This is a genomic window from Frankia sp. CcMO1 (genome assembly GCF_977945845.1).
Genome location: NZ_CDWTMG010000055.1, coordinates 1 through 22,970, shown reverse-complemented (window position 1 = coordinate 22,970; position 22,970 = coordinate 1). Strand labels below are relative to the sequence as shown.

The 22,970-nt window shown below is 72.1% G+C and carries 19 protein-coding genes; 11 read left to right on the top strand and 8 right to left on the bottom strand.

Translation table 11 applies throughout. The features are described 5' to 3' along the window. Nucleotides 1–6: 6 nt before the first annotated feature. From AC08OU_RS09705 to AC08OU_RS09695, 3 genes are all read left to right on the top strand, one after another. Entirely contained in the window at nucleotides 7–720 is a 714-nt protein-coding gene (locus AC08OU_RS09705; protein WP_462187665.1) for a DUF3710 domain-containing protein, read from the top strand. A 160-nt stretch (nucleotides 721–880) separates the two neighbouring features. Then, nucleotides 881–1,267, top strand: coding sequence for an OB-fold nucleic acid binding domain-containing protein (locus AC08OU_RS09700; protein ID WP_476600131.1), 387 nt, complete (start codon nucleotides 881–883; stop codon nucleotides 1,265–1,267). A 73-nt stretch (nucleotides 1,268–1,340) separates the two neighbouring features. Beyond that, complete coding sequence (locus AC08OU_RS09695) at nucleotides 1,341–2,042, top strand: DUF3159 domain-containing protein (RefSeq protein WP_476604715.1); 702 nt, start codon at nucleotides 1,341–1,343, stop codon at nucleotides 2,040–2,042. Nucleotides 2,043–2,071: 29 nt separating this feature from the next. On the opposite strand, the gene AC08OU_RS09690 is transcribed toward AC08OU_RS09695, so the two are convergent. Together AC08OU_RS09690 and AC08OU_RS09685 are read right to left on the bottom strand one after the other, a co-directional pair. Next, nucleotides 2,072–2,767 (bottom strand): potassium channel family protein, encoded by a 696-nt coding sequence (locus AC08OU_RS09690; protein ID WP_476600127.1) that lies wholly within the window; start codon nucleotides 2,765–2,767, stop codon nucleotides 2,072–2,074. Nucleotides 2,768–2,813: 46 nt separating this feature from the next. After that, nucleotides 2,814–3,485, bottom strand: coding sequence for a potassium channel family protein (locus AC08OU_RS09685; protein ID WP_476600125.1), 672 nt, complete (start codon nucleotides 3,483–3,485; stop codon nucleotides 2,814–2,816). Nucleotides 3,486–3,614: 129 nt separating this feature from the next. Here AC08OU_RS09685 and AC08OU_RS09680 point away from each other — a divergent pair, with 129 nt between their 5' ends. From AC08OU_RS09680 to AC08OU_RS09660, 5 genes are all read left to right on the top strand, one after another. Further along, nucleotides 3,615–5,621 carry an APC family permease gene (locus AC08OU_RS09680; protein ID WP_476604714.1) on the top strand — a complete coding sequence of 669 codons (2,007 nt, stop codon included), beginning with the start codon at nucleotides 3,615–3,617 and terminating at the stop codon, nucleotides 5,619–5,621. Then, complete coding sequence (locus AC08OU_RS09675) at nucleotides 5,618–7,072, top strand: class I SAM-dependent RNA methyltransferase (RefSeq protein ID WP_476600121.1); 1,455 nt, start codon at nucleotides 5,618–5,620, stop codon at nucleotides 7,070–7,072. Before AC08OU_RS09680 ends, AC08OU_RS09675 begins: the two co-directional genes overlap by 4 nt. 301 nt (nucleotides 7,073–7,373) lie before the next feature. Continuing rightward, nucleotides 7,374–9,341, top strand: a complete 1,968-nt coding sequence (gene dxs, locus AC08OU_RS09670; RefSeq protein ID WP_476600119.1) for a 1-deoxy-D-xylulose-5-phosphate synthase — start codon at nucleotides 7,374–7,376, stop codon at nucleotides 9,339–9,341. Between the two features lie 158 nt (nucleotides 9,342–9,499). Beyond that, on the top strand, nucleotides 9,500–10,498 hold the full coding sequence (locus AC08OU_RS09665; protein ID WP_476600118.1) for a lysylphosphatidylglycerol synthase domain-containing protein: 999 nt from the start codon (nucleotides 9,500–9,502) through the stop codon (nucleotides 10,496–10,498). A gap of 21 nt (nucleotides 10,499–10,519) precedes the next feature. Further along, nucleotides 10,520–11,161, top strand: a complete 642-nt coding sequence (locus tag AC08OU_RS09660; protein ID WP_476604713.1) for a hypothetical protein — start codon at nucleotides 10,520–10,522, stop codon at nucleotides 11,159–11,161. 60 nt (nucleotides 11,162–11,221) lie between these two features. On the opposite strand, the gene AC08OU_RS09655 is transcribed toward AC08OU_RS09660, so the two are convergent. From AC08OU_RS09655 to AC08OU_RS09630, 6 genes are all read right to left on the bottom strand, one after another. Further along, nucleotides 11,222–13,369 carry a 3-hydroxyacyl-CoA dehydrogenase NAD-binding domain-containing protein gene (locus AC08OU_RS09655; RefSeq protein ID WP_476600114.1) on the bottom strand — a complete coding sequence of 716 codons (2,148 nt, stop codon included), beginning with the start codon at nucleotides 13,367–13,369 and terminating at the stop codon, nucleotides 11,222–11,224. Nucleotides 13,370–13,455: 86 nt separating this feature from the next. After that, entirely contained in the window at nucleotides 13,456–14,664 is a 1,209-nt protein-coding gene (locus tag AC08OU_RS09650) for a thiolase family protein (RefSeq protein ID WP_476600112.1), read from the bottom strand. A gap of 248 nt (nucleotides 14,665–14,912) precedes the next feature. Further along, nucleotides 14,913–16,253: an HRDC domain-containing protein gene (locus AC08OU_RS09645; RefSeq protein ID WP_476604712.1), complete on the bottom strand. Its 1,341-nt coding sequence runs from the start codon at nucleotides 16,251–16,253 to the stop codon at nucleotides 14,913–14,915. A 173-nt stretch (nucleotides 16,254–16,426) separates the two neighbouring features. After that, nucleotides 16,427–17,080 (bottom strand): DUF3000 domain-containing protein, encoded by a 654-nt coding sequence (locus tag AC08OU_RS09640; RefSeq protein ID WP_476601822.1) that lies wholly within the window; start codon nucleotides 17,078–17,080, stop codon nucleotides 16,427–16,429. A 137-nt stretch (nucleotides 17,081–17,217) separates the two neighbouring features. Next, the gene (locus AC08OU_RS09635) at nucleotides 17,218–17,469 is read right to left on the bottom strand and encodes a hypothetical protein (RefSeq protein ID WP_462188863.1); all 252 of its coding nucleotides are present in this window, start codon (nucleotides 17,467–17,469) and stop codon (nucleotides 17,218–17,220) included. A gap of 289 nt (nucleotides 17,470–17,758) precedes the next feature. Then, nucleotides 17,759–18,274 carry a DUF3817 domain-containing protein gene (locus AC08OU_RS09630; RefSeq protein WP_476601823.1) on the bottom strand — a complete coding sequence of 172 codons (516 nt, stop codon included), beginning with the start codon at nucleotides 18,272–18,274 and terminating at the stop codon, nucleotides 17,759–17,761. Between the two features lie 224 nt (nucleotides 18,275–18,498). Here AC08OU_RS09630 and hemE point away from each other — a divergent pair, with 224 nt between their 5' ends. The 3 genes from hemE (at nucleotide 18,499) to hemQ (ending at nucleotide 21,858) form a co-directional block, all read left to right on the top strand. Continuing rightward, nucleotides 18,499–19,608 carry a uroporphyrinogen decarboxylase gene (gene hemE / locus AC08OU_RS09625; protein ID WP_476601824.1) on the top strand — a complete coding sequence of 370 codons (1,110 nt, stop codon included), beginning with the start codon at nucleotides 18,499–18,501 and terminating at the stop codon, nucleotides 19,606–19,608. A gap of 87 nt (nucleotides 19,609–19,695) precedes the next feature. Then, nucleotides 19,696–21,111, top strand: coding sequence for a protoporphyrinogen oxidase (hemG, locus tag AC08OU_RS09620; protein ID WP_462202836.1), 1,416 nt, complete (start codon nucleotides 19,696–19,698; stop codon nucleotides 21,109–21,111). A gap of 51 nt (nucleotides 21,112–21,162) precedes the next feature. Then, nucleotides 21,163–21,858, top strand: coding sequence for a hydrogen peroxide-dependent heme synthase (gene hemQ, locus AC08OU_RS09615; RefSeq protein ID WP_011435779.1), 696 nt, complete (start codon nucleotides 21,163–21,165; stop codon nucleotides 21,856–21,858). The last annotated feature ends 1,112 nt before the right edge of the window (nucleotides 21,859–22,970 follow it).

Genomic DNA, 22,970 nt, shown 5'->3' with positions numbered 1-22,970 from the left:
CCACCGGTGTTCGGGCGAGGGCGTAGGGAGTTCGACCGTCGCGAGGCCTCCGAGGTGGACGTCCCCGAGAAGGTCACCTCGCGGGGCTCGTCGGAGCCCGACGGTCCCTACGACATCGCGCAGGCACCTGATGACGACGTGCATCGCCTCGATCTCGGGTCGTTGCGGATTCCGGCGCTCGACGGCATGCAGGTGCAGTTCCAGGTCGAGGAGTCGACCGGCAAGCCGCTGACGGTGCTGGTGACCGACGGACGCAGCGCGATGGAGCTCTCCGTCTTCGCGGCGCCGAAGAGCCGGGGCCTCTGGGACGAGGTACGGGCCGAGATTCTGGAGACCATTCAGGGGGGCGGTGGGTCGGAGGCAGACGGTCGCTACGGCCCCGAACTGCGGATGAGGTTGCCGACCGGGCGACCGGGCGAGACCGTGCCGGGTCGGATGATCGGTGTGGACGGTCCGCGCTGGTTCCTGCGGGCGGTGGTGACCGGCGCGGCCGGACAGGATCCGGCGGCCGGCCCCCTCCTGGACGCCGCGTTGCGCAATCTGATCATTTCTCGTGGTGACGGCGCGATGCCGGTGCGGGATCCGTTGCCCCTGAGGCTGCCGAAAGAGATCACTGATCACCCCGATCACCCCGCTGGTTCCGGCGGACCGGTCGCCTCGGCGACCAGCGGACGGCCCGAGATGCCCGTGCGCGGTGCGCGTATAGCCGAGATCCGCTGACCGCCCTGTGCCCGGGGTCCCCGCATTGCGCCGAAGGCGCCATGCGGGGCGGGCACAGTGAGCGCCGGTCATGCGTTGCATTGGACGTGTTGAACGTGTTGGACGTGCTCGAGCAGCAGTTGCTTGCGCCGAGTCGCCGACGAGCCGGATCGGAGGAGCCGTGGGCGAGTCACGCGGCTGGTTGGGGCGCAAGCTCCACAGACTGACAGCAGGGACGAGCGAGCTCGACGCCGAGGACCTCCAGGCGGCCTCGGCGTCGGCGGGCGCCGCCCCGATGAGCGGCTGTCGTGACCGGGACGAGATCTGCGTCGCGGGTACTATCCAGGCCGTGACGGTACGTGCGCGTTCGGGTGCACCGACCCTGGAGGTCGACATCTACGACGGCAGCGGCACCGTCACGTTGGTCTTCCTCGGCCGCCGGGACATCCCGGGCCTGCGGGCTGGCGCGTCGGTCAAGGCTTCCGGGCGCGTTACCGTGCAGGAGAACCGTCCGATCATCTTCAACCCGCGTTACGAACTACTCCCCGTTCCGTCGGCGAGCGCCTAGGTCGGCGGGTCCGCCCAACCCGACGGGATCTTAACCAGACATGCCACGTACGCCATCTCCCGACACGCCTCCGATGACGATGTCCGAGGCCATCGGCGGCCCACGGGGGATCATTGACAGCTCCGTGCCCACCGTGGCGTTTGTGACGGTGAACGCCGAGGCCGGACTGACCGCCGGCATTGCGGTCGCCATTGCCACGGCGGCCGCTCTGTTGGTGCTGCGCATCGTGCGCCGTGAGCCGACCCAGCAGACCTTTTCGGGGTTGTTCGCCGTGGCGATCGCTGCATTCGTGGCCTCTCGCACCGGGAACGCGAAGGGGTTCTTCCTGCCCAGCATCGCGAAGAACGCGCTCTGGGGGGTGGTGGCCCTGCTGTCGATCGTCCTGCGCCGGCCGGTGGCGGGGTATCTCATGGCCGGTCTGGACAGCCGCTATGCGAACTGGCAGCGGGTGCCCCGCCAGCGGCGGGCCGCGGTGTGGGTGACGGTCGTCTGGATCGCCGTGTTCGGTGTGCGGTTCGTCGTGCAGGGGGTGCTCTACCTCGCCGACGAGCCCGGCTGGCTGGCCGCGGCCAACATCGCCCTGGGACTTCCGCTGTTCGGTGTCGCGGTGTTGGCCAGCTTCGCCATCGTCCGCCGGATCGCACCGCTGCCCCCCGCCGCCACCGCCGCCACCGACCCGACGGTCGTGGACGGCGAGGTGCTGGACGGCGAGGTGCTGGCCGGGGACGCCCCGCGCGGCGAGCCCCCGCGCGGAGAGCGGCGGCCTGCCGGCTGACCGCCTCCGCATCGCCAGCCTGTCGCGCGTCAGCCCGGCGTGCCCGCGCCTGCCGGCGCTTGACCGAGCAGCACGGCGAGCTTCTCCTCGGCCTCGGCGTTCGTCGTGACCGCGAGAACCTCGTCGCCGTCTTCCAGGGTGGCGTCGGGCGAGGGAATGACCGCCCGTCCGCCACGCAGGATCACCACCAGGGCGCTGTCCGCCGGCAGGGCGATCTCGCTGAGCCGCTGGCCGATCACCGGCGCGTTCTCGGCCAGCGTCAGCTCGACGAGGGATGCATCGCTCTGCCGGAACCGCATCAGCTGGACGAGGTCGCCGACGCTGACGGCCTCCTCGACCAGAGCCGTGAGCAGGCGCGGCGCGGACACCGCCACATCCACCCCCCACGACTCGGTGAACAGCCATTCGTTCTTGGGATGGTTGACCCGCGCCACGACCCGGGGCACGCCGAACTCGGTCTTCGCGAGCAGCGAGACGACGAGGTTCACCTTGTCGTCCCCGGTGGCGGCCACCAGGACGGTGTACTCGTTCAGCCCGGCCGCGTCGAGCTGGGACAGCTCGCAGGCGTCCGCGAGCAGCCACCGGGCCTCCGGTAGCGCGTCGGTCCGGATCTTCTGCGGATCCCGCTCGATGATGAGCACCTCGGAGCCGTTCTCCAGCAGTTCGGCGGCGATGGACCGGCCGACCTTGCCCGCTCCCGCGATCACCACCCGGCGCACGCTCATCGCTTCTCCTCCTCGCGCGGCATCGTCTGCCTGGATCTGCCCGGAGCTACCCGGAGCCCTCGCCGTCCGGCCCGGTGCGCAGCACCGTGTCCGCCTCGGATGCGTGCGCCTTCGTCACGGCCACGTGCACGACGTCACCGTCCTGGACGAGGGTGCGGGCGTCGGGCAGGACACCCTCGCCGAACCGGGTCACGCAGACCACCCGTACCCCGGCGGACTCCTCCAGCTCCCGGATCCGGCGGCCCACCCAGGCGGGTCCTGGTGGGATCGCGGCCAGCAGCACCGAGCCCGACGGATCGGACCACTGCGGCGTGACAGCGTCGGGCAGGAGCCGGCCGAGGATCTGGTCCCGGGTCCAGCGCACCGTGGCGACGGTGGGGATACCGAGCCGCTCGTAGACCTCGGCCCGGCCGGGATCGTAGATCCGCGCGACGACCCGCTCGACCCCGAACATCTCGCGGGCCACCCGGGCGGCGATGATGTTTGAGTTGTCCCCGCTGGAGACGGCGGCGAACGCGGCGGCCCGCTCGATGCCCGCCTCGATGAGGGTGTCGCGGTCGAAGCCTATCCCGGTGACCCGCAAACCGGTGAAATCGCGCGGTAGCCGCCCGAACGCGGCGGGGTTCTGGTCGATGATCGCTACTGAGTGGCCGAACCGTTCGACGCTGCGGGCAAGCGCGGAGCCGACTCGGCCGCAGCCGAGGATCACGACATGCACAAGGGTTCAGGGTAGTCCGATCCGGCCTGACCGGCGCAGGTCACGTGGCCGGATCTCCGGATACGGAGCATCTGTGTGCCACGCCACACTGATGCTGAACTGCGTGGCTGGCGTCGGTAACATCGCCGCGTGGCGCTCACGGATCGCCTCAAGCGCGGTTTCGTCGGTCGACCGATCGGGAGCGACCGGCTTGGGGAGACACTGCTCCCCAAACGGATCGCCTTGCCCGTCTTCGCGAGCGATGCCCTTTCCTCGGTGTCGTACGCGACCGAGGAGATCCTGCTTGTCCTGTCACTCGGCGGGCTGGCCTTCTACCACTACTCGCCCTGGCTTGCTGGAGCCGTCGCCATCCTGATGCTGACGGTGGTGGCGTCCTACCGGCAGAACGTGCACGCCTACCCGAGCGGCGGCGGCGACTACGAGGTCGTCTCGGTCAACCTGGGCCCGCGGGCCGGCCTGCTGGTGGCCAGTTCCCTGCTGGTTGACTACGTCCTCACGGTCGCGGTGTCGGTGTCGGCCGGTGTCGCGAACCTGACGTCGGCCGTCACCGGGCTCGCCGCGCACAAGGTGCTCCTCGCGGTCGTCATCGTGATCCTACTGACGATAATGAACCTGCGTGGGGTGCGCGAGTCCGGCACGGCGTTCGCCATCCCGACCTACGGCTTCGTGCTCGGCATCTTCGTAATGATCGTCACCGGGCTGGTCCAGGCGGCCGTCGGTCATCCGCCGCGGGCCGAGAGCGCCGGATACCAGGTGGTCGCCGAACACGACTACGCGGGATTCGCCCTGGTGTTCCTGGTGCTGCGGGCGTTCGCCTCGGGATGCACGGCGCTCACCGGGGTCGAGGCGATCAGCAACGGGGTGCCCGCGTTCCGGAAGCCCAAGAGCCGCAACGCCGCGACCACCCTGCTGATGCTGGGGTTCATCGCAGTCACGATGTTCGGCGGCGTCACCGCGCTGGCTCTGATCTCCGACGTGCATGTCGCCGAGCACACCGGGGACCTGATCGGCGCCAGTGGTGAGCAGCCGACCGTGATCGCCCAGGTCGCCGCCGCCGTCTTCGGGGACGGATCGCCCGGCTTCGGCTACATCGCCGTCGTCACCGCTCTCATCCTGATGCTGGCGGCGAACACCGCCTTCAACGGCTTCCCGGTGCTGGGTTCGATCCTTGCCCGCGACGGCTACCTGCCGCGTCAGCTATACACCCGCGGCGACCGACTGGCCTACTCCAACGGGATCGTGCTGCTCGCCGGCTTCGCGATCCTGCTGATCGTCGTGTTCGACGCGCAGGTCACCGCCCTGATCCAGCTCTACATCCTCGGGGTCTTCATCTCGTTCACCCTCAGCCAGACCGGGATGGTGCGGCACTGGGCGCGCATCCTGCGCTCGGACGACCCGGCTGCGTCCGATCCGGCCGCCCGTCGGCGGATCCGCCGGTCTCAGGCGATCAGCTTCTTCGGCGCCTGTCTCACCGGCACCGTGCTGATCCTCGTGCTGGTCACGAAGTTCACCCACGGTGCCTGGATCGTCTGTCTGGCTATCCCGATCATCTTTCTCGGGATGCGGGGGATCAGGGCTCACTACGACCGGGTCGCGGTCGAACTCACCCCGGAACCCGGGCCGCCGACCCTGCCCTCCCGGATCCACGCCGTCGTCCTCGTCAGTAAGATCCATGCCCCGACGCTGCGGGCCCTGGCCTACGCCAAGGCGTCGCGGCCACACAGCCTCGTCGCGGTCACGGTCGCCGTCGACCAGGCGGAGGCCGATCGGCTCCGCAAGGCGTGGGCGGAGCGGGGGATCACCGTCGATCTCGTGGTGCTGGCCTCCCCCTACCGGGAGGTGACCCGCCCGGTGCTGGACTACGTTGCCCGGATCAGGCGGGAGAGCCCACGGGACGTCGTCGCCGTCTACGTCCCCGAGTACGTCGTCGGTCACTGGTGGGAGCATCTCCTGCACAATCAGAGCGCGCTGCGGCTCAAGGCCCGGCTTCTCTTCCAGCCCGGCGTCATGGTCACCAGCGTGCCCTGGCAGCTCGCCTCGTCCAGGCTGGCCGAGCAGCGGCTCGAGCGGACCGGGGCGGGCGCGGTGCGACAGGGCCGGGCCACGCTTCCCGGCCCGTCGGAGCGGAAGCGGTGAGTCGACAGCGCCGGCCCGCGCGATCGCGCGTCTCCGGGGATACCGCACGGCAGGCCCGCGCCCCGGGGATCGCGGTCGGCTCGCTGCTCGACCTCGACGTTGGGCCGGTGGCCCACGGCGGCTTCTGCGTCGCCCGCTCGGGCGGTCGGGTGGTGTTCGTCCGCCATGCCCTGCCCGGCGAACGGGTCCGTGCCCGAGTTACCGACGCCTCCCACGAGCGGTACTGGCGGGCGGACGTGGTCGCCGTCCTGACGCCCTCGCCGGACCGAGTGGTCGCGCCCTGCCCGCACGCCGGCCCAGGGTTGTGCGGGGGGTGCGACTGGCAGCATGCCGGCCTCGCGGCGCAGCGGCGCGGCAAGGCCGAGGTCGTGGCCGACGCCCTTCGGCGGTTCGGTGGCCTCGACGCCCGGGTCAGCCTCGCGCACGCCGGGTCCGGCCTCGGGACGGCGGCCGAGGCCGGACCCGGCGCCGAGCCGGCGCTGGAGGTGCTGGTCGAGGCGGTGCCCGTCAGCGGCCCGGAGCGGCTGACCGGATCCGACCGGTCCGGTGGCGTCGACGACGGACTGGCGTGGCGGACTCGGATGCGCTTCGCGGTGACGGCCGGCGGCGAGGTCGGGCTGCGGGCGAGCCGCTCGCACGAGGTGGTGGCGACGCCGGACTGCCGCATTGCCCACCCCCTCGTCCTCGCGGCGCTCGCCGGCCGGCGGTTCCCCGGGGCCGACGCCGTCGAGGTCGCGGCCAGCCCGGCGACCGGGCAGGTGGCCGTGGCGGTGCATCCCGCCGGCGCCGGGACGGTCGTCGACGACGGGCGCGCCGGGACCGGGGAGGCCGGAGTCCCCGGGGAGGTCGTCGAGGTGGTGGGGGAGCGGAGGTTCCGGCTCGGGCCGGAGGTGTTCTGGCAGGTCCATCCGGCGGCTCCCGGCGTGCTGGTGGACGCGGTCCGCGGGGCCCTGCGTCCCCGAGCTGGGGAGACCGCGCTCGACCTGTATGCCGGGACGGGCCTGTTCGCGGCGTTCCTCGCGGAGGATGTCGGCGCCGCTGGCCGCGTCATCGCACTGGAGTCCGACGCCGCGTCGGTCGCGGCCGCGGCGAACAACCTCGCCGATCTGCCATGGGTCTCGCTGCGGGCGTTGCGGGTGACACCGGCTACCATCCGCGGGGTGCTCGGTACGGGCGGGCCGGCCGGCCGTGTCGATCTCGCGGTGCTCGACCCGCCGCGCACCGGGGCGGGCCCGGCGGTGGTGGCCGCGCTGCTCGCCCATCGCCTCCGCGCGGTCGCCTACGTCGCCTGCGATCCCGTCGCATTGGGTCGGGACCTCGCCGCCGCGGCAGCCGTGGGCTACGACCTCGTCGCGTTGCGCGCCTTCGACCTGTTCCCGATGACCGCCCACGTCGAGTGTGTGGCGCTGCTCGAGCCGCGAGGCGCGGACCGGAGTCCGAACCTGGTGTGATTGCGCCGGTACCAGAAGTGTCGCCGGAACGGCGTGGACTCCACTTCCGGCCGCTTCTGGCACGACCTGGTCGTCCCGGCGTGTCGCCCGCGCGCCACGCCGACAGAGTGTGTGCATCCGCGTACTCGGATCCGGACCAATAGTGGACAACCGGGGAGGTGGATTCTACCGCGATCAGGCCTATTGCCTGACGGTCTACGAGGAACTCACATGTCGGGTGCCCGTCTGCAAGGGACCAGGCGGGCTGCGTAGACTTTGCCGGACCCGGACCGATCCCCTTTCGGGAGAGGGAGTTCACGCCGTGTCGCTTCTGTCTACGATCAGTAGTCCGCAGGACGTCAAGCGCCTTGACCACGAGGAGCTCGGCACCCTGGCGGCCGAGATCCGTGATTTCCTCATTCACGCAGTCGCGCGTACGGGAGGTCACCTCGGGCCGAATCTGGGGGCTGTTGAGCTGACGTTGGCAATACATCGTGTGTTTGATTCGCCATTCGACCGCATCCTTTGGGACACCGGCCATCAGTCCTATGTGCACAAGATTCTGACCGGCCGGGCGGACGATTTCTCTGGGCTGCGCCAGCGGGGTGGCCTTTCCGGCTACCCCAGCCGGGCCGAGTCCGAGCACGACATCATCGAGAACTCGCACGCCTCGACCGCCCTGTCCTACGCCGACGGGCTGTCGCGTGCCTACGCGCTGCGTGGTGAGGACCGGGCCGTCGTCGCCGTCGTCGGTGACGGTGCCCTGACCGGCGGGATGTGCTGGGAGGCGCTGAACAACATCGCCGCCGACGACCGGCCCGTCGTCATCGTCGTCAACGACAACGGCCGGTCCTACGCACCGACGATCGGCGGCCTCGCCGACCACCTCGCCGCGCTGCGGCTGGCGCCCGAGTACGAGCAGGTCCTCGACGTCGTCAAGCAGGTCCTCGGCCGCACCCCGCTGGTCGGCCCCCCGCTGTTCGACGCGCTGCACGGCATCAAGAAGGGCATCAAGGACGTCGTCCAGCCGCAGGGCATGTTCGAGGACCTCGGCCTGAAGTACGTCGGCCCGGTCGACGGCCACGACGTCGTCGCGGTCGAGTCGGCCCTGCGCCGGGCTCGGGACTTCGGCGGGCCCGTCATCGTCCACTGCGTGACCCGCAAGGGCTTCGGCTACCCGCCGGCGGAGCAGGACGACGCCGACAACTTCCACGGCGTCGGCATCATCGACCCGGCGACCGGTAAGCCGGTGTCGACGTCGAAGACCATCAGCTGGACGAGCATCTTCTCGGGCGAGATCGTGCAGATCGGTTCCGAGCGGCCCGACGTCGTCACGCTGACCGCCGCGATGCTCCAGCCGGTCGGTCTCGGCGCCTTCGCCAAGGCCTACCCGGACCGGGTGTTCGACGTCGGTATCGCCGAGCAGCACGCCGTTACCTCGGCCGCCGGGCTCGCGATGGGTGGGCTCAAGCCCGTCGTGTGTCTCTACGCCACGTTCCTCAACCGCGCGTTCGACCAGGTCCTGATGGACGTCGCCCTGCACCGCCAGCCCGTGACGTTCGTGCTCGACCGGGCCGGTATCACCGGGGAGGACGGGGCGTCGCACAACGGCATGTGGGACCTGTCGTTCCTGCAGGTTGTCCCGGGGCTCGCGATCGCCGCCCCGCGGGACGCGTCGACCCTGCGGGCGGAACTGCGCGAGGCCGTGGGTAACACCGACGGCCCGACCGTCGTGCGCTTCCCCAAGGGCAAGGTCGCCGCGGACGTGCCGGCGATTGACACGGTCGGCGGGGTGGACGTGCTCTACCGTTCGCCGAAGGTGGCCCAGCGCCGCGAGGTGCTGCTGGTCTCCATCGGCGCGATGGCCGCGACCTGCCTGGAGATCGCGGAGCGGGTCGCGAGCCAGGGCATCGGCATCACCGTCGTCGACCCGCGGTGGGTCAAGCCACTGGACCCGGCACTGATCGATCTTGCCCGCGCCCACGACCTCGTCGTCACCGTCGAGGACAACGGCCGGGTCGGCGGGGTCGGGGCTGCGCTGGCCCAGTTGCTGCGCGACGCCGACGTCGACGTGCCCCTGCGGGACTTCGGCATCGCCCAGCGATTCCTCGACCACGGCAAGCGGGACGAGGTCATGGCCGAGGTCGGGCTTGCCCCGCAGGACCTCGCCCGCAAGGTCGTCGAGGCCGTCGCGAAGCGCCAGCCGGCGATCGAGGACGACCCGGCCTCGCCCGGCGAAGCGGCCCCGGCGGGCGAGCGGGCCGGCGAGGCCATCGGCGACCAGCGCTGATCCCCGGCGCCCTGACTCGGGCGCTCTGACCCCGAACGCACCCGGGTATCGCCCGGTCATCGGGGTTCGGCGGGCGAGGACCCGCCACCGTGTCGGGATCCGCCATCGTGTCGGGGCCCGGCACGATGGCGGCCCGACCGCCGTCCTAGGCTGACCAGGTGGGTGAGCACACCGTGTCGGCGCGCCGGGGCGCCGCCTCCCGCCGCCGGGCTGGGCGCGGCCCACGCTGGTGGGCCATGCGTGGTGCGCTCTTGGTGGCCCTCGGGCTGCTGGTTCTCGCCCTGGTCAGCCAGTGGAACGAGATCGAGGAGTCCGTCCGCTCGCTCACCGTGGGCGGCGTGGTGGCCTCGGGTGTGGTCACCGTGCTTGCCGTCGGTACCACCGTGCTGTCCTGGCGGGCGTTGCTGGGAGGGCTGGGTGCCGCGCTTCCCCTGCGGGCCGCCGTGCGGATCTTCTTCGTCGGGCAGATCGGCAAGTACATCCCGGGCAGCGTGTGGCCGGTGCTCGCGCAGATGGAGCTCTCCCGCGACCACGGCGTCTCCCGGTCGAAGGCGGCTTCGGCGAGCCTGGTCGTATTGGCGCTCGCGGTGCCGAGCGGGGGGCTCGCCGCGGCGGTCACCCTGCCGTTCGTCTCCGCGCAGGCGCTCGCCGACTACTGGTGGGCGCTGGCGGTCGTGCCCGTCTTCGTCGTCGTGCTCTGCCCGCCGGTGCTGTCCCGCCTGCTGGCGCTGGCGTTCCGGCTGCTGCGCCGCCCACCGTTGACCGAACCGCTGCCCCCGCGGGCCGTCGCCGCCGGAGCCGGCTGGTTGCTGCTCAGCTTCTGCTGCTACGGGGTGGCGACCTGGCTGCTCGTCCGGGATCTGCATCCGGCGGTCGGCGGCGGCCGGCTGTTGCTGCTCTCCCTCGGGGCCTATGCCCTGGCCTGGACCGCCGGATTCCTGGTACTGGTGCTGCCCGCCGGGGCGGGGGTGCGGGAGGCGGTACTGGTACTGGCGCTGGCCCCGGCGGTCGCCAGTGGGCCGGCGGCCCTGGTCGCGCTGGTGGCGCGGCTTCTCGCCACGATCGCCGACCTGGTCTGGGCGCTCGTCGGTGTCGCCCTGCGGCAGCGGGGTGCTCGGCTGTCGTGTACTGATGATGTGGTGCAGGAGCGAATGTGAGGAAGTGGGAGGAGGGTGGGGGTGCACCATGACCCGCAACGGCCACCCTGGTGGCCCCCGCCGCCACCCGTCCCGCCGACCTCGTGGGGCGGCCCCGGGTGGCCGGGCGGGCCGCCGGCGCCCCGCCGTAGCCGGGCCCGGTGGCTGATTTCGCTCGTCCTCGTGCTCGCCCTCCTGGCCGGCGCGGGCGGGACAGGCCTGTTCCTGTTCTTCCGCTCCGCCAACGGCCCTGCCGACGCCGTCCGCGCCTACCTGACGGAGGTCAGCGACTCGCGCTACGAGGCCGCTTACGCCCGCCTCTGCCCATCGGTCCAGGAACGCCGCCCGGCGTCCGAGTTCGCCATCATCATGCGGGCTCTGGACGATGTCCAGGGCGGTATCGCCTCGTTCGCCGTGCGGGGAGTGCAGATCCACCGGTCCGTGGGTTCCCCGACGGTCCGGGAGGTTCAGGTCGACGTCCGGCGCGGCAGCGCCTCGGCGAGTCACGAGACGTACCAGGTGGGCAAGGAATCCGGAAGCTACTGCCTGCTGGCGCCCGGCGCCCCGTTCTCCTTGGACCCGTCGCTGCCCCCGGATCTTCAGCCGCCGGGCCCGTTCGGTGATTTCCCCGGCGATGGCCGGCGTGGCGGTAGCGACGACGAGCCACCGGTCCGCACGGCCTGACCCTCTTCGCCAGCCTGAGGTGAGACACCCATGTGCTGAGTGCCGGTATTTCGGATTGGGTCAGCGCAGGGTGGCGACGCCTGGCGGGGTGAATCGCTGCCCGGTGACGGTCTCGCTGATGCCGGTACGGTCCAGGTAGGGCGTGATGCCGCCGAGGTGGAACGGCCAGCCGGCGCCGAGGATCATGCACAGGTCGATGTCGGCGGCCTCCGCGACGATCTTCTCGGTCAGCATCAGGTGGATCTCCTCGGCGAGCGCCCGCAACGCCGCCTCGCGTACCTCGTCCCCGGTCAGCGGGGTGGCGGCCGGGGACGGCGTGGAGATGAGCGCGGCGGCGTCCGGGTCGACGGTCTGGACGCCGTCCGGGCCCGTGGTGTAGACGCCGCTCCGGCCCGCCTCGACCAGCCGGGCGAGAGCCGCCGGCCGCCGGAACCGGTCCGGGAATGCCGCGTGCAGCGTCTCCGCGACATGCAGGGCGACCGGCGGCCCGACGAGGGCGAGCAGGGTCATCGGGGACATCGGCAGCCCCAGCGGATCGAGGGCGTGGTCGGCCTCCTCGAGCGGCGTACCGCCCTCCGTCGCGCCGAGCACCTCCCCGAGGAACCGGGTCAGCAGCCGGTTGACGACGAACGCCGGGGCATCGGCGACCAGGACCGCGTTCTTCTTCAGGTTCTTCGCCACGGCCAGCGTCGTCGCGATGGTGGCGTCGTCGCTGCGGGCAGCGCGGACCACCTCGACCAGGGGGAGGACCGACACCGGATTGAAGAAGTGCAGCCCGGCGACCCGTTCGGGATGATCGAGCCCAGCGGCCATCTCGGTGACCGACAGCGCCGAGGTGTTCGTCAGGAGCACGGCCGTGGGCGCTACGACGGCTTCGAGCTCCGCGAGCACGGTCCGCTTGACGGCCAGGTCCTCGAAGACGGCCTCGATGACGAGGTCCACGTCCGCGAAGGCGTCCTTGGTCAGGGATCCGGTGACGTTCGCCTTGTAGCGGTTCGCCTGGTCGGGGGTGATGCGGTGGCGCAGCAGGAGGTTGTCGATCTCCTGGTGGACCCCCGCGACCCCGGCGTCGAGCCGGGCCTGGTCGATGTCGGTGAGCACCACCGGCACCTCGAGCCGGTGCGCGAACACGAGGGCGAGCTGGCTTGCCATGAGGCCGGCGCCGACCACCCCGACCTTCGTCACGGGCCGGGCCAGCGCCGGGTCCGCCCCGCCCACCGGCCGCTTCGCCCGCTTCTGCACGAGGTCGAAGGAGTACAGGCTGGCGGCGAGCTCGTCGCTGACGGACAGATCGGCGAGGGCCTCGGTCTCGGCCGCGTACCCGGTGGCGCGGTCGGCGGTCTCGGCGAGCGCGAGGAGGTCCAACGCCCGGTAGGCGGCCGGCGCGGCCCCGTGCAGCTTCGCGTCGGCGAGCGCCCGGCCCCGTGCGATCGCCTCCGCCCAGGCCGCCCCCCGCTCGACCGGCGCGCGGGCGGCCACCGGGTCGACCTCGCCGCGCAGCACCCGGCCCACCCAGCGCAGCGCCTCCGCCAGGAAGTCCGCCGGCTCCAGCAGCACGTCCCCGAGACCCAGCTCGAACGCCTGCCGGCCGCGCAGCATGCGGTTCTGGCTGAGCGCGTTGCCGATGATGACGGACACCGCCCGTTCGGCGCCGATGAGGTTGGGCAGCAGTTGGGTGCCGCCCCAGCCCGGGACGAGGCCGAGGAAGACCTCTGGGAAGGCGAGTGCGGGAATGCCGGCGGACAGCGCCCGGTAGTCGCAGTGCAGGGCCAGCTCCAGCCCGCCGCCCAGCGCCGCCCCGTTGACGAGGGCGAAGGTCGGGACCTTCCGGTCACCCAGGCGACCCTCACCCACCCGGGCGAAGGCCTCGTGCCCGAGGCGGCCGAGCGCCGCGAGCGATGGGCGGATCTGCTCCGGGTCGGTGAGCGACGAGCGGAAGGACAGGTCCGCACCCACGCTGAAGATGAACGGCTTGCCGGTGACGGCGATCGCGGCGACCGGCGGGTCGTGCGCCTCGATCTCGTCGACGGCGGCGAGCAGGGACCGCAGGCCGGCTGGGCCGAAGGTGTTCGGCCGGGTGTGGTCATGACCGTTGTCGAGGGTGATCAGGGCGACGGGCCCGGCCACCCCGGGCAGCCGCGCGTAACGGGCGTGGGCGGCCGTTACGACCTCGTCCGGCAAGGACAGGGTCACCTCGTCGATGGTCATGGATCTCCCCTCGGGTCCGCCGCGGGCCCGGTCGTGTCGGACGGGTCGTCCCGGGTCGGTCGTCGTTCCTGCTCGGTCGTGCCTGCTCAGTCGGCCGCGGCGTGGTGCGGGTTCGCCCAGATCGTGGTGGCGCCCATGCCGAGACCCACGCACATCGCCGTCATGCCGTAGCGCACCTCGGGATGCTCGGCGAACTGCCGGGCGAGCTGGGTCATCAGGCGCACCCCGCTGGACGCCAGCGGGTGACCGAACGCGATGGCCCCGCCGTACGGGTTGACCCGGGGATCGTCCTCGGCGATGCCGAAATGGTCGAGGAAGGCCAGGACCTGCACGGCGAAGGCCTCGTTCAGCTCGAACAGGCCGATGTCGTCGATGGTCAGGCCGGTACGGGCCAGCGCCTTCTCCGTCGACGGGATCGGCCCGACGCCCATCACCTCGGGGGGGACTCCGGCGAACGCGAAACCCACCAGGCTCATCTTCGCCGACAGGCCCAGCTCGGCCGCCACCTCGGCGGCGGCGAGCAGGCAGCCGGTGGCGCCGTCGTTGAGCCCGGCGGAGTTGCCCGCGGTCACCCGCCCGTGCGGCCGGAACGGCGTGCGCAGCCCGGCGAGCCCCGCCTGCGTGGTGTCCGGTCGCGGCGGCTCGTCGGCAGTGACGAACTCCCAGCCCGTCTCGACGTGCCGGGCAGCCACCGGGACGAGGTCGGGCTGGATCTGACCGTTCGCGTACGCCTTGGCGACCTTCTCCTGGGAGGCCAGAGCGAAGGCGTCCGCCCGCGACCTGGTGATCTTGGGGTACCGGTCGTGCAGGTTCTCGGCGGTCGAGCCCATCACCAGCGCGGAGGTGTCCACGAGCCGTTCGGCGACGAACCGGGGGTTGATGTCGGCGCTTTCGCCCATCGGGTGGCGGCCCATGTGTTCCACCCCGCCGGCCATGGCCACGTCGTAGGCGCCGACGGCGATCGACGAGGCCGTCGTGGTCACCGCCGTGACGGCGCCTGCGCACATCCGGTCGATTGCGAAGCCCGGCACCGTTTCCGGCAACCCGGACAGGATGGCGGCGACCCGGCCGATGGTCAGGCCCTGATCGCCGATCTGGGTGGTGGCCGCGATCGCCACCTCGTCGATCCGCTCAGGGGGGAGGGAGGGATTGCGCCGCAGCAGCTCCCGGACCACCCGCACGATCAGATCGTCGGCACGGGTCTCGGCGTAGACGCCCTTGGCCTTCCCGAACGGGGTTCGGACCCCGTCGACGAACACGACGTCGCGTACGAAGTTTCTGGATGATCCGAACACGGGACCTCCCGACCCGCGGCCGCCACCGACCGCTGGTTCGTCGCCGTCGAACGTCGGCTGTTGTCCGGAACCCGGTTCCAGGGCTCGGACAGCCAGCCGGCACCGGCGCGGATACCGCCGGCACGGCTAGCCTACGGCAGCGGTTACCAGCCGGTAGACATCTCGGAGCCATGGATGCCAGGTGCCCGGGGATGCCGATGTCGTGATGCGCCGGTCCGTCCCTGGTCCACGACCCGCAGATCCGGCCGTCAGCCCGCCGGCTCGGCTGTCGGTTCGGCCGGTGCCGTCGGTTCGGTTGGTTCGGTCGGCGGCTCGGCGAGGACGGTGAGCAGGGGAGCGGCCGTCAGCTCGATCTGCCAGGGGCGTGCCCCGCCGGCCCGCAGCGCCCCGGCGACGGCCGTGTCCGTCAGGGGATTCGGCGGGGACCAGGCGAGCCGCCGGGACAACGCGGGCTCGAGGAGGTTTTCCACCGGCATCGTGTGGGCGGCGGCGAGGGCGGCCAGCGCGGCCCGTACCCGGGCCAGCCGCGACGCGGCCACCGGGTCGCGCTCGGCCCAGCAGTTGGGCGGCGGCAGACCGTCGCCGCCCGGTCCGGCCGGGGCGGGCAGCTCTTCCTCGGGCAGCGCGGCGGCGCCACGCAGGGCGTCGAGCCAGACGTTCGCGGTGCGGCGGATCCGTGGTCCGGAGAAGATGGGCAGCCGGACCAGCGCGGCCGCGTCGGTGGGGGCGTTCAGCACGGCGTCCATGATCGCGCTGTCCGGGAGGACGCGACCCGGCGCGACGTCACGGGTACGAGCGAGCCGGTCCCGGGCGGTCCACATCGCCCGGACCGCCGCGAGCTGGCGGCGGGACCGGGCGCGGTGGATCCCGCTCGTCCGGCGCCACGGCTCGGCCCGTGGCTCGCGTGGCGGGGCCGCGACGATCGCGGCGAACTCCTGCCGGGCAAATTTGATCTTGTTTTGTTCGATCAGCTCCGCCTCGAGCGCGTCGCGCAACTCCACCAGCAGCTCGACGTCGAGCGCCGCGTAGCGCAGCCACGGCTCGGGAAGCGGGCGGGTCGACCAGTCCGCGGCCGAATGGCCCTTCTCCAGCCCGTGGCCCAGCACCCGTTCGACCATCATCCCCAGCCCGACCCGTTCGTAGCCCAGCAACCGGCCGGCGAGCTCCGTGTCGAACAGCAGACTCGGCCGCAGACCGAGCTCGGACAGGCACGGAAGGTCCTGGCTGGCGGCGTGCAGCACCCATTCGACCCCGTCCACCGCGTCCTGGATGACGCTCAGATCCTCGAGCGCGATCGGATCGAGGAGCAGCGAGCCCGTGCCCCGCCGTCGGATCTGGACGAGGTAGGCCCGCTGGCTGTACCGGTAACCGGACGCTCGTTCGGCGTCGAACGCGACCGGCCCGACGCCGGCCGCGAGGCGTTCCGCCGCCGCGGCGAGTTCCGCGGTGTCGACGATGACGGGGGGTACCCCGTCTGCAGGGGTGAGCAGCGGGATGGGCTCATGGGCACCAGTGCTGGACTGTACCTCCACCTCTGCGCTGACACCCCCGCTGACCCGCTGTGTTGATTCAGGAACCGTCGACGTCACGATCAGTGATCGTACGTCTGAATCCTGGCAGAGGTAGCCGTGTCCTACAGCGAATCGCGTTATTTATACGCTTTGTAACGACTCGGTAATGGGAGGTGCGCGCGGTGGAGGGTCGGCCGCGGCGCGCGGTGGGTGGTGCGGTGCTGTCCGTCCGGCGGGCCGGTGTGACGCGGTCAACCCCGGCGGGTTGGTAGTGTGATGACTCCGGACAGTTGTGGGGGAAGGCCGGCCATGGCCGCGAGCAGGTCGCCGAACGCGAGCAGGTGGGCGGCCGTCGCCGAGGCGCTCCAGGGCGGCTGGCCCTGCGCGCCCGGCCCTGCGGGGCCGAGGTCGGATGCGAGGGTGGTCTCCGCCCAGTCGGGTGACCAGGAGCAGCGCAGCTCCACGGCGAAGCTGTCCCCGTCGGCCGCGAGCACGCCGAAGCGTTGTGACGCGGTGGCCGTGACCGTGCCGCCCAGGGCGCGCACGCCCGCGCCGTGCGCCTCCAACGATTCCCGCAGCCACGACCAGGCGACCTCGGCAAGCAGGGGATCGCCGGCGATCTCCCGGTCGATGCTCGCGCGGGCGTAGCAGACGATGCGGGCCGTGCCCTGCCAGGCCGGCTGTCCTTGAGGATCCATGAGCAGGATGAGCCGGCCGGCCGCGGTGTCGGCCTCGTCCCCGGTCAGCCCACCGGCCAGAGCGAAGGAGAACGGCGCGACCCGGGTGGGCGCCGCCACCTCGTGCACCGCCACCTCCGGGCGCAGCCGCGCGATCCCCGCGCGCAGGGCGTTGGTGACCGCGAGGAAGATCGGAGGGCTCGCCTCGGATGACTGCGCGACCCCCATGACGGCAACGGTAGGACGTCGGTCTTGATCATGCTGGCCGGACGTCGGAGCGTACGGTTTCGGTCCCGTTGCGTGTGGGCGGGAACCGGTGAGCCGGTGTCCGGAGTACCCCGGCTGAGGGGCGGAACTGTGCAGGCTCACGCCGGGATCCGCGCGGCGGCACGATCGCGGCCGCGGAGATCCCGGACTGCGGGGGTCTCGCGCACGGGCCTCGGCCGGGCCGTCGGCCGCTCCGCGGGGGCCGGCCCGACCAGCACCGCGGCGCCACAGGAGGTGCAGGCCCACTCCGGGCAGTCGTCACCGTGCCCGTCGGAGCACGGGGGTTGCTCGAAGATGCGCTCGTCGCCGCATGCGATGCAGACGAGAACGATGTGATCCTCGGCGCTCACCCGGACCTGTTCCACTCGACCACCACTCCCCGCGCACGTCTGCCCGTGATGCGTACCGTTGGATCGTGGTGGGCGCATAACCACGGATCGCGCGCCACTCGCCACGGCCGGCGGGAGGGGGAACGCGGGATGACGCGCACCCTCTACCCCAATTCCGACCGGACTGACGGTGCCACGGGACGGGCGGATGTCCGTGCATTCTCTCCGGCGTGTCGCGTGAGCCCGTCTCGGGGCGGTGCGGGGCGGATCGCCCGGTCTGTGGGGCGGTGGGGCCGGGCCGGCCCTCGGCTCAGCCCGCCTGGCCGGCCGGCTTCGAGGTGGGACGTGCCGGCTCTGCGTCGCCCAGCCGGGCGGCGTCGCCACGCAGCCAGTGCCGCTCGACGAAGAACGGGGCGACGGGCAGCACCGCGGCGATCAGCGCGAGCACGGTCCGCTTACGGCGCCAGCGCCCGACCACCGAGAGGTAGCCGATGAGGGCGCAATAGATGAGGAAGAGCACGCCATGGACCGGGCCGAGGATCCGCACGCCGATCGGGTAGTCGGCACCGTATTTGATCGCGGTCGCGACGAGCAGCAAGAGGAAGGACGACGCCTCGGCGAGCGAGACGACGCGGGCCAGGGCAAGGGGCTGGGAGGCGCCGCTCGGGGCACGACCGGTCATCGGCGACTCCTCGTCGTAGCAGATGGCGTCGTAGGGGATGGCGTCGTAGCGGATGACACCGAGGTGTTCCACTGTCCGGGTGCCCTGGAGTGCCGGGACCCGGGACGCGCCGTGGCATGCCACGGCGACCGCGGGATTCGTCACGTCCGATCGTTCGTCCCCGTCCGCCGGCGCGGCCTCGACGGACGGGAGCGCCCGGCACCGGCCGGATCTGGAAGTTCTTCTACCCAGAGTAAAAGATAGCGGATGTGCAACGTTCCGGTTGGTACTCCCCGGTCCTCGCCGCCGGGAGCCGTCAGGCCCGTGCGGTGGCCCATCCCGCTATGGCCGTACTCCCACACATCTCACGGGCGTGCAATGATCGACCCATGCCTGTCCTCCACGTCGACGCGGGACCCGGATCCGGGCCGGGCGGCGTCTCGCCCCCGCCGACCGGTGCCGCGCTCGCCCGGCGGCTCGGCCTGGCCGACACCGCGCCCTTCCTGCGGGCCTGTCGACGGGAGCCCCCCGGGACCACGCCGGTGTGGTTCATGCGTCAGGCCGGGCGGGTCCTGCCCGAGTACCGGGCCCTGCGCGCGGGAGCCGCCATGCTCGACTCCTGCCGGGAGGCCGAGATGATCACTGAGATCACGCTCCAGCCGGTACGCCGGTTCCGGCCGGACGCGGCGATCTTCTTCTCCGACATCGTGGTGCCCCTGGTCGCGATCGGCCTCGACATCGACATCGTCGCCGGGATCGGACCGGTGGTGGCCGAGCCCGTGCGGGACGCCGTCGGGCTCGCCGCGTTGCGGGCACTGGAGCCGGACGACGTTCCCTACGTGGCCGACGCGGTCCGGCTACTGCTGGCCGAGCTGGGTTCAACCCCGCTGATCGGGTTCGCCGGGGCGCCGTTCACCCTCGCGAGCTACCTCATCGAGGGCGGGCCGAGTCGCGACCACGCCCGCACCAAGGCGTTGATGTACAGCGAACCGAAGCTCTGGCACGACCTGCTGGCCCGGCTCGCCGACATTACCACCGCCTTCCTGCGGGTCCAGGTGGATGCCGGTGTCGACGCGCTGCAGCTGTTCGACTCCTGGGCCGGGGCGCTGGACGAGGCGGACTACCGTCGCTACGTCGCGCCGCACAGCGCTCGGGTGCTGGCCGCCTTCGCCGGTGAGGTGCCGCGCATCCACTTTGGTGTGAACACCGGTGAGCTGCTCGCCGCGATGGGCCAGGCGGGTGCGGACGTCGTCGGGGTCGACTGGCGGGTCCCTCTCGACGAGGCCGCCCGGCGGATCGGGCCCGGTCACGCCGTGCAGGGAAACCTCGACCCGACCGCGGTCTTCGCCCCCGAAGCGGTGCTCGCCGCCAAGGTGCGTGACGTCTGCGCCCGCGGGGCCGAGGCGGAGGGGCACGTGTTCAACCTCGGCCACGGGGTGCTGCCGCAGACCGATCCGGGCGTGCTCGCACACGTCGTTGACCTCGTCCACGGCAGGTGATCCGCCCTCATCGGACCGGTTCACTGGAACCGGTCCGATGGTGAAAACTGGCGGGCGGCACCACTCAACGTGAAGGGCGGCAGGAACGTGCGGGTTGTGATCGTCGGTGGGGGTATCGCCGGGCTCTCGGCCGCCCGCGCCCTGGCCGGGCACGCCGAAGTGACCGTCCTCGATGCGGCGGACCGGGTCGGTGGCAAGCTGCGTACCACCCCGATCGAGGGTCTGGACGTCGAAGAGGGCGCGGAGTCCTTCCTCGCCCGGGTTCCCGACGGACTCCGCCTGGCCCGGCAGATCGGGCTCGGGCACGACATCGTGCATCCGGCCACGACGTCGGCGTCACTGTGGATCCGCGGCCGGCTGCGTCCCATCCCCCCGAACACTCTGCTCGGAGTGCCGACCGACGTCCTCGGCCTGGTCCGCTCGCGGGTGCTGTCCCCGTGGGGGCTGGTGCGGGCCGCCGCCGACCTGGTGCTGCCGCGGACGCGTTTCGCCGACGATCCGACCGTCGGCCGCTACGTCGGCACGCGGGTCGGGCGCGAAGTCGTCGACCTGCTGGTGGATCCGCTGCTCGGGGGGGTGTATGCGGGCCGGGCCGACGCGCTGTCGCTGCGGGCTACCGTGCCCCAGCTCGTCCCCATCTTCGCCGAGGACCGCTCGCTGCTCCTCGGCGCGCACCGGGTGCGGGCCCGTACCGGACCCGCGACGACGACCTCGACGGCACCGCTGTTCGCCACGCTTCGGGGGGGCCTGGGCTCCTTCGCGGCGCGGGTGGCGGCGCAGTCCGGCGCCACCGTGCACACCGGGGTGCTCGTCCGCTCGATCGCGAAGACCGCGGGCGGCTGGCAGGTCAACTGTGACCGGGTGGGCGGCGCGGACGCCCTCGGGCCGTTCCAGGCCGACGCCGTGATCCTCGCGGTGCCCGCCGGGGTGGCCCGCGCCCTGCTGGCGCCGCTGGCCCCGCATGCCTCCGCCCCGCTTGCCGGCGTGCCCTACGCCTCGGTTGGCCTGGTGACGCTGGTCTACCGGGATGCCGCGCCGCCACCCGGCAGCGGATTCCTCGTGCCCGCCCGGGCGGGCACCGCGGTGAAGGCGGCCACCTTCCTGTCCGCCAAGTGGCCGCACCTGGGCTCCGACCGGCTCACGGTGGTGCGGGCGAGCATCGGCCGCGCCGGTGCCGAACAGGACCTGCAGCGTGGGGACGTGGAGCTCGCCGGGGTGGCGGCGGCGGAGATCGCGCAGATCACCGGTCTGTCCGGTCGGCCGGTCGCGACCCGGGTGAGTCGCTGGGGCGGGGCACTCCCGCAGTACCTGCCGGGTCATCTCAACCGGATCGCCGCGGTGCGCCGGGGGCTTCCAGCGGGGATCGTCCTGGCCGGCGCGGGATACGACGGTGTAGGCATCCCGGCCTGTATCCGGTCGGGGGAGACCGCCGCGCACGCGGTGCTGAGGGCTACCCGGACGGCGCAAGGCAGTCCGGCCGATCCGGTGGGCCCGGGAATCTGATTACGTGCACCGGCCCGGACCGCGTCCGGCCGCCGGTGAAGGAGGATGGGAATGTCGGAGTCCACGAAATCGGCCCGCGAACTCAACGCGGAGCTGCTCTACACGGGATGGTCGGTCTTCGCGGCCGACCGTCCGCTGCCCGCCGAGCGGACCCCGCTGATCGACGAGGCGACCGCCTTGCTCGACGGGGCGCTGGCCAAGGACGTCTACACCCGCGGTGTCTACGAGATCTCGGGCTACCGGGCCGACGCGGACCTGATGGTCTGGTGGACGAGCCCGGACCCGGACCTGCTGCAGGAGACCTACCAGCGGTTCCGGCGGACGGCCCTGGGCGGGCACCTGCGTCCGGTGTGGTCGGCGGTCGGCCTGCACCGGCCGGCGGAGTTCAACCAGAACCACATCCCCGCCTTCGTCCGGCGGGAGGACCCCCGCGGTTATCTCTGCGTCTACCCGTTCAACCGCTCGCTGGAGTGGTACCTGCTGCCGGACTATGAACGGCGCGGGATGCTCGCCGAGCACGGGATCATGGGCCGGGAGTACGAGGACGTCCGGGCCAACACGGTGGCTTCGTTTGGACTGGGCGACTATGAGTGGCTGCTCGCCTTCGAAGCGGATGAGCTGCACCGGATCGTCGACTGCATCCGACACCTTCGGGCCAGCGCGGCGCGACGGCACACCAGGCTGGAGACGCCGTTCTACACCGGTGCCCGCAAGCCGCTGGCGGACGTCGTCACCGCCCTGCCCTGAGGCGGGTGGCTGCCGGGTAGACCGGCGGAGGACCGGTGCCGGCGGAGGACCGGGACGGCAGCCGGCGCCTGCCTGGGCGCCCCCACCCGTCCGGCAGGCGCCGACCGTCCCGTGACTGTGCTCACCGGCCTCACCCGGGCGGCATCACTCCAGGTGACATCAATCCCGACGTGACATCACCCCGGCGATGTCACCCCGGCGATATCACGTCGGCGACGTCGCACGGGGCGCGCAGGATCGCACAGCCCCACCCCTCCCGGCGCCCGCGGGGGCGGGCAGCCGACGGATCCCGAGCCGAGACCCGCGATCCATAACGCAGAGTAGCATTATCGCCGCTGTTTGTGTGCGCAGTGTAGGCGTCGGGCGTCCGTGGGTCGATGGTGCCTGTCATGCCCGCGCCGGCGGGCGGACTCGGAAGGTTCGTCGACTCGGAAGGTTCGTCATGGCGGTCGCTGGTCGACGACCGCATCTCTGTTACTGTGAGTTGCCATAAACGCACGGATCGCGCCATCGCCACGGTCGGCGGTCGGGGCGTCACGCCGCCATCGCCGGGCCGGGCCGCTGGTAGATCATCTCGGCGTAGTCGGTAACGTTGCCCCCGTGACCACGGAGCGCCACCCGTGTCGGCGTCCGGTATTCCAGTTCGCTCCGGTGTGCCGACACACCCCAGTGGGACCTGGATGATGCGCGCGTTCGGCTCATCGTTCGGGGTGGCCCACAGTCAGTGGCGGGGGAAGATCGCTGGAGGTCCGGTCGATGCACCACCGAGGGTCGATGCACCACCGAGGGATGAATTCGTGGCTGTCTGAGCGAGGGGCGCCGCGGGCCGCCGAACGGGGAGGACGATGACACCTCCGGGCCCGTTCGGATCCGGGCTCGGGCTCGGGCACGTGCCGGCGCCACTGGGCCAGTCCGTTCGGCCGGGTCCGGTCGGTGTCGTTGACGCGCGCCGTCGCGGTGCTGGGGGGGACCACGAGTGACGGAGACGGTGCCCGGCGACACGCGCGCGACCGCTGGGTCGAACTTCGTTCCGCGCGCCCGCGGCGGGCAGGGGATGCCGTCCCCGCCGGGCGCGCCGGCGGGGACGGCCGGCCGGCCCGTCGGCGCACCGC

Bases quoted from the DNA above. Each gene is read 5' to 3' on its own strand.
- hemQ (WP_011435779.1), top strand. From the start codon at position 21,163: ATGTCGGAGTCCACGAAATCGGCCCGCGAACTCAACGCGGAGCTGCTC.
- AC08OU_RS09640 (WP_476601822.1), bottom strand. From the start codon at position 17,080: ATGGGGGTCGCGCAGTCATCCGAGGCGAGCCCTCCGATCTTCCTCGCG.
- AC08OU_RS09655 (WP_476600114.1), bottom strand. From the start codon at position 13,369: ATGACCATCGACGAGGTGACCCTGTCCTTGCCGGACGAGGTCGTAACG.
- hemE (WP_476601824.1), top strand. From the start codon at position 18,499: ATGCCTGTCCTCCACGTCGACGCGGGACCCGGATCCGGGCCGGGCGGC.
- AC08OU_RS09695 (WP_476604715.1), top strand. From the start codon at position 1,341: ATGACGATGTCCGAGGCCATCGGCGGCCCACGGGGGATCATTGACAGC.
- AC08OU_RS09690 (WP_476600127.1), bottom strand. From the start codon at position 2,767: ATGAGCGTGCGCCGGGTGGTGATCGCGGGAGCGGGCAAGGTCGGCCGG.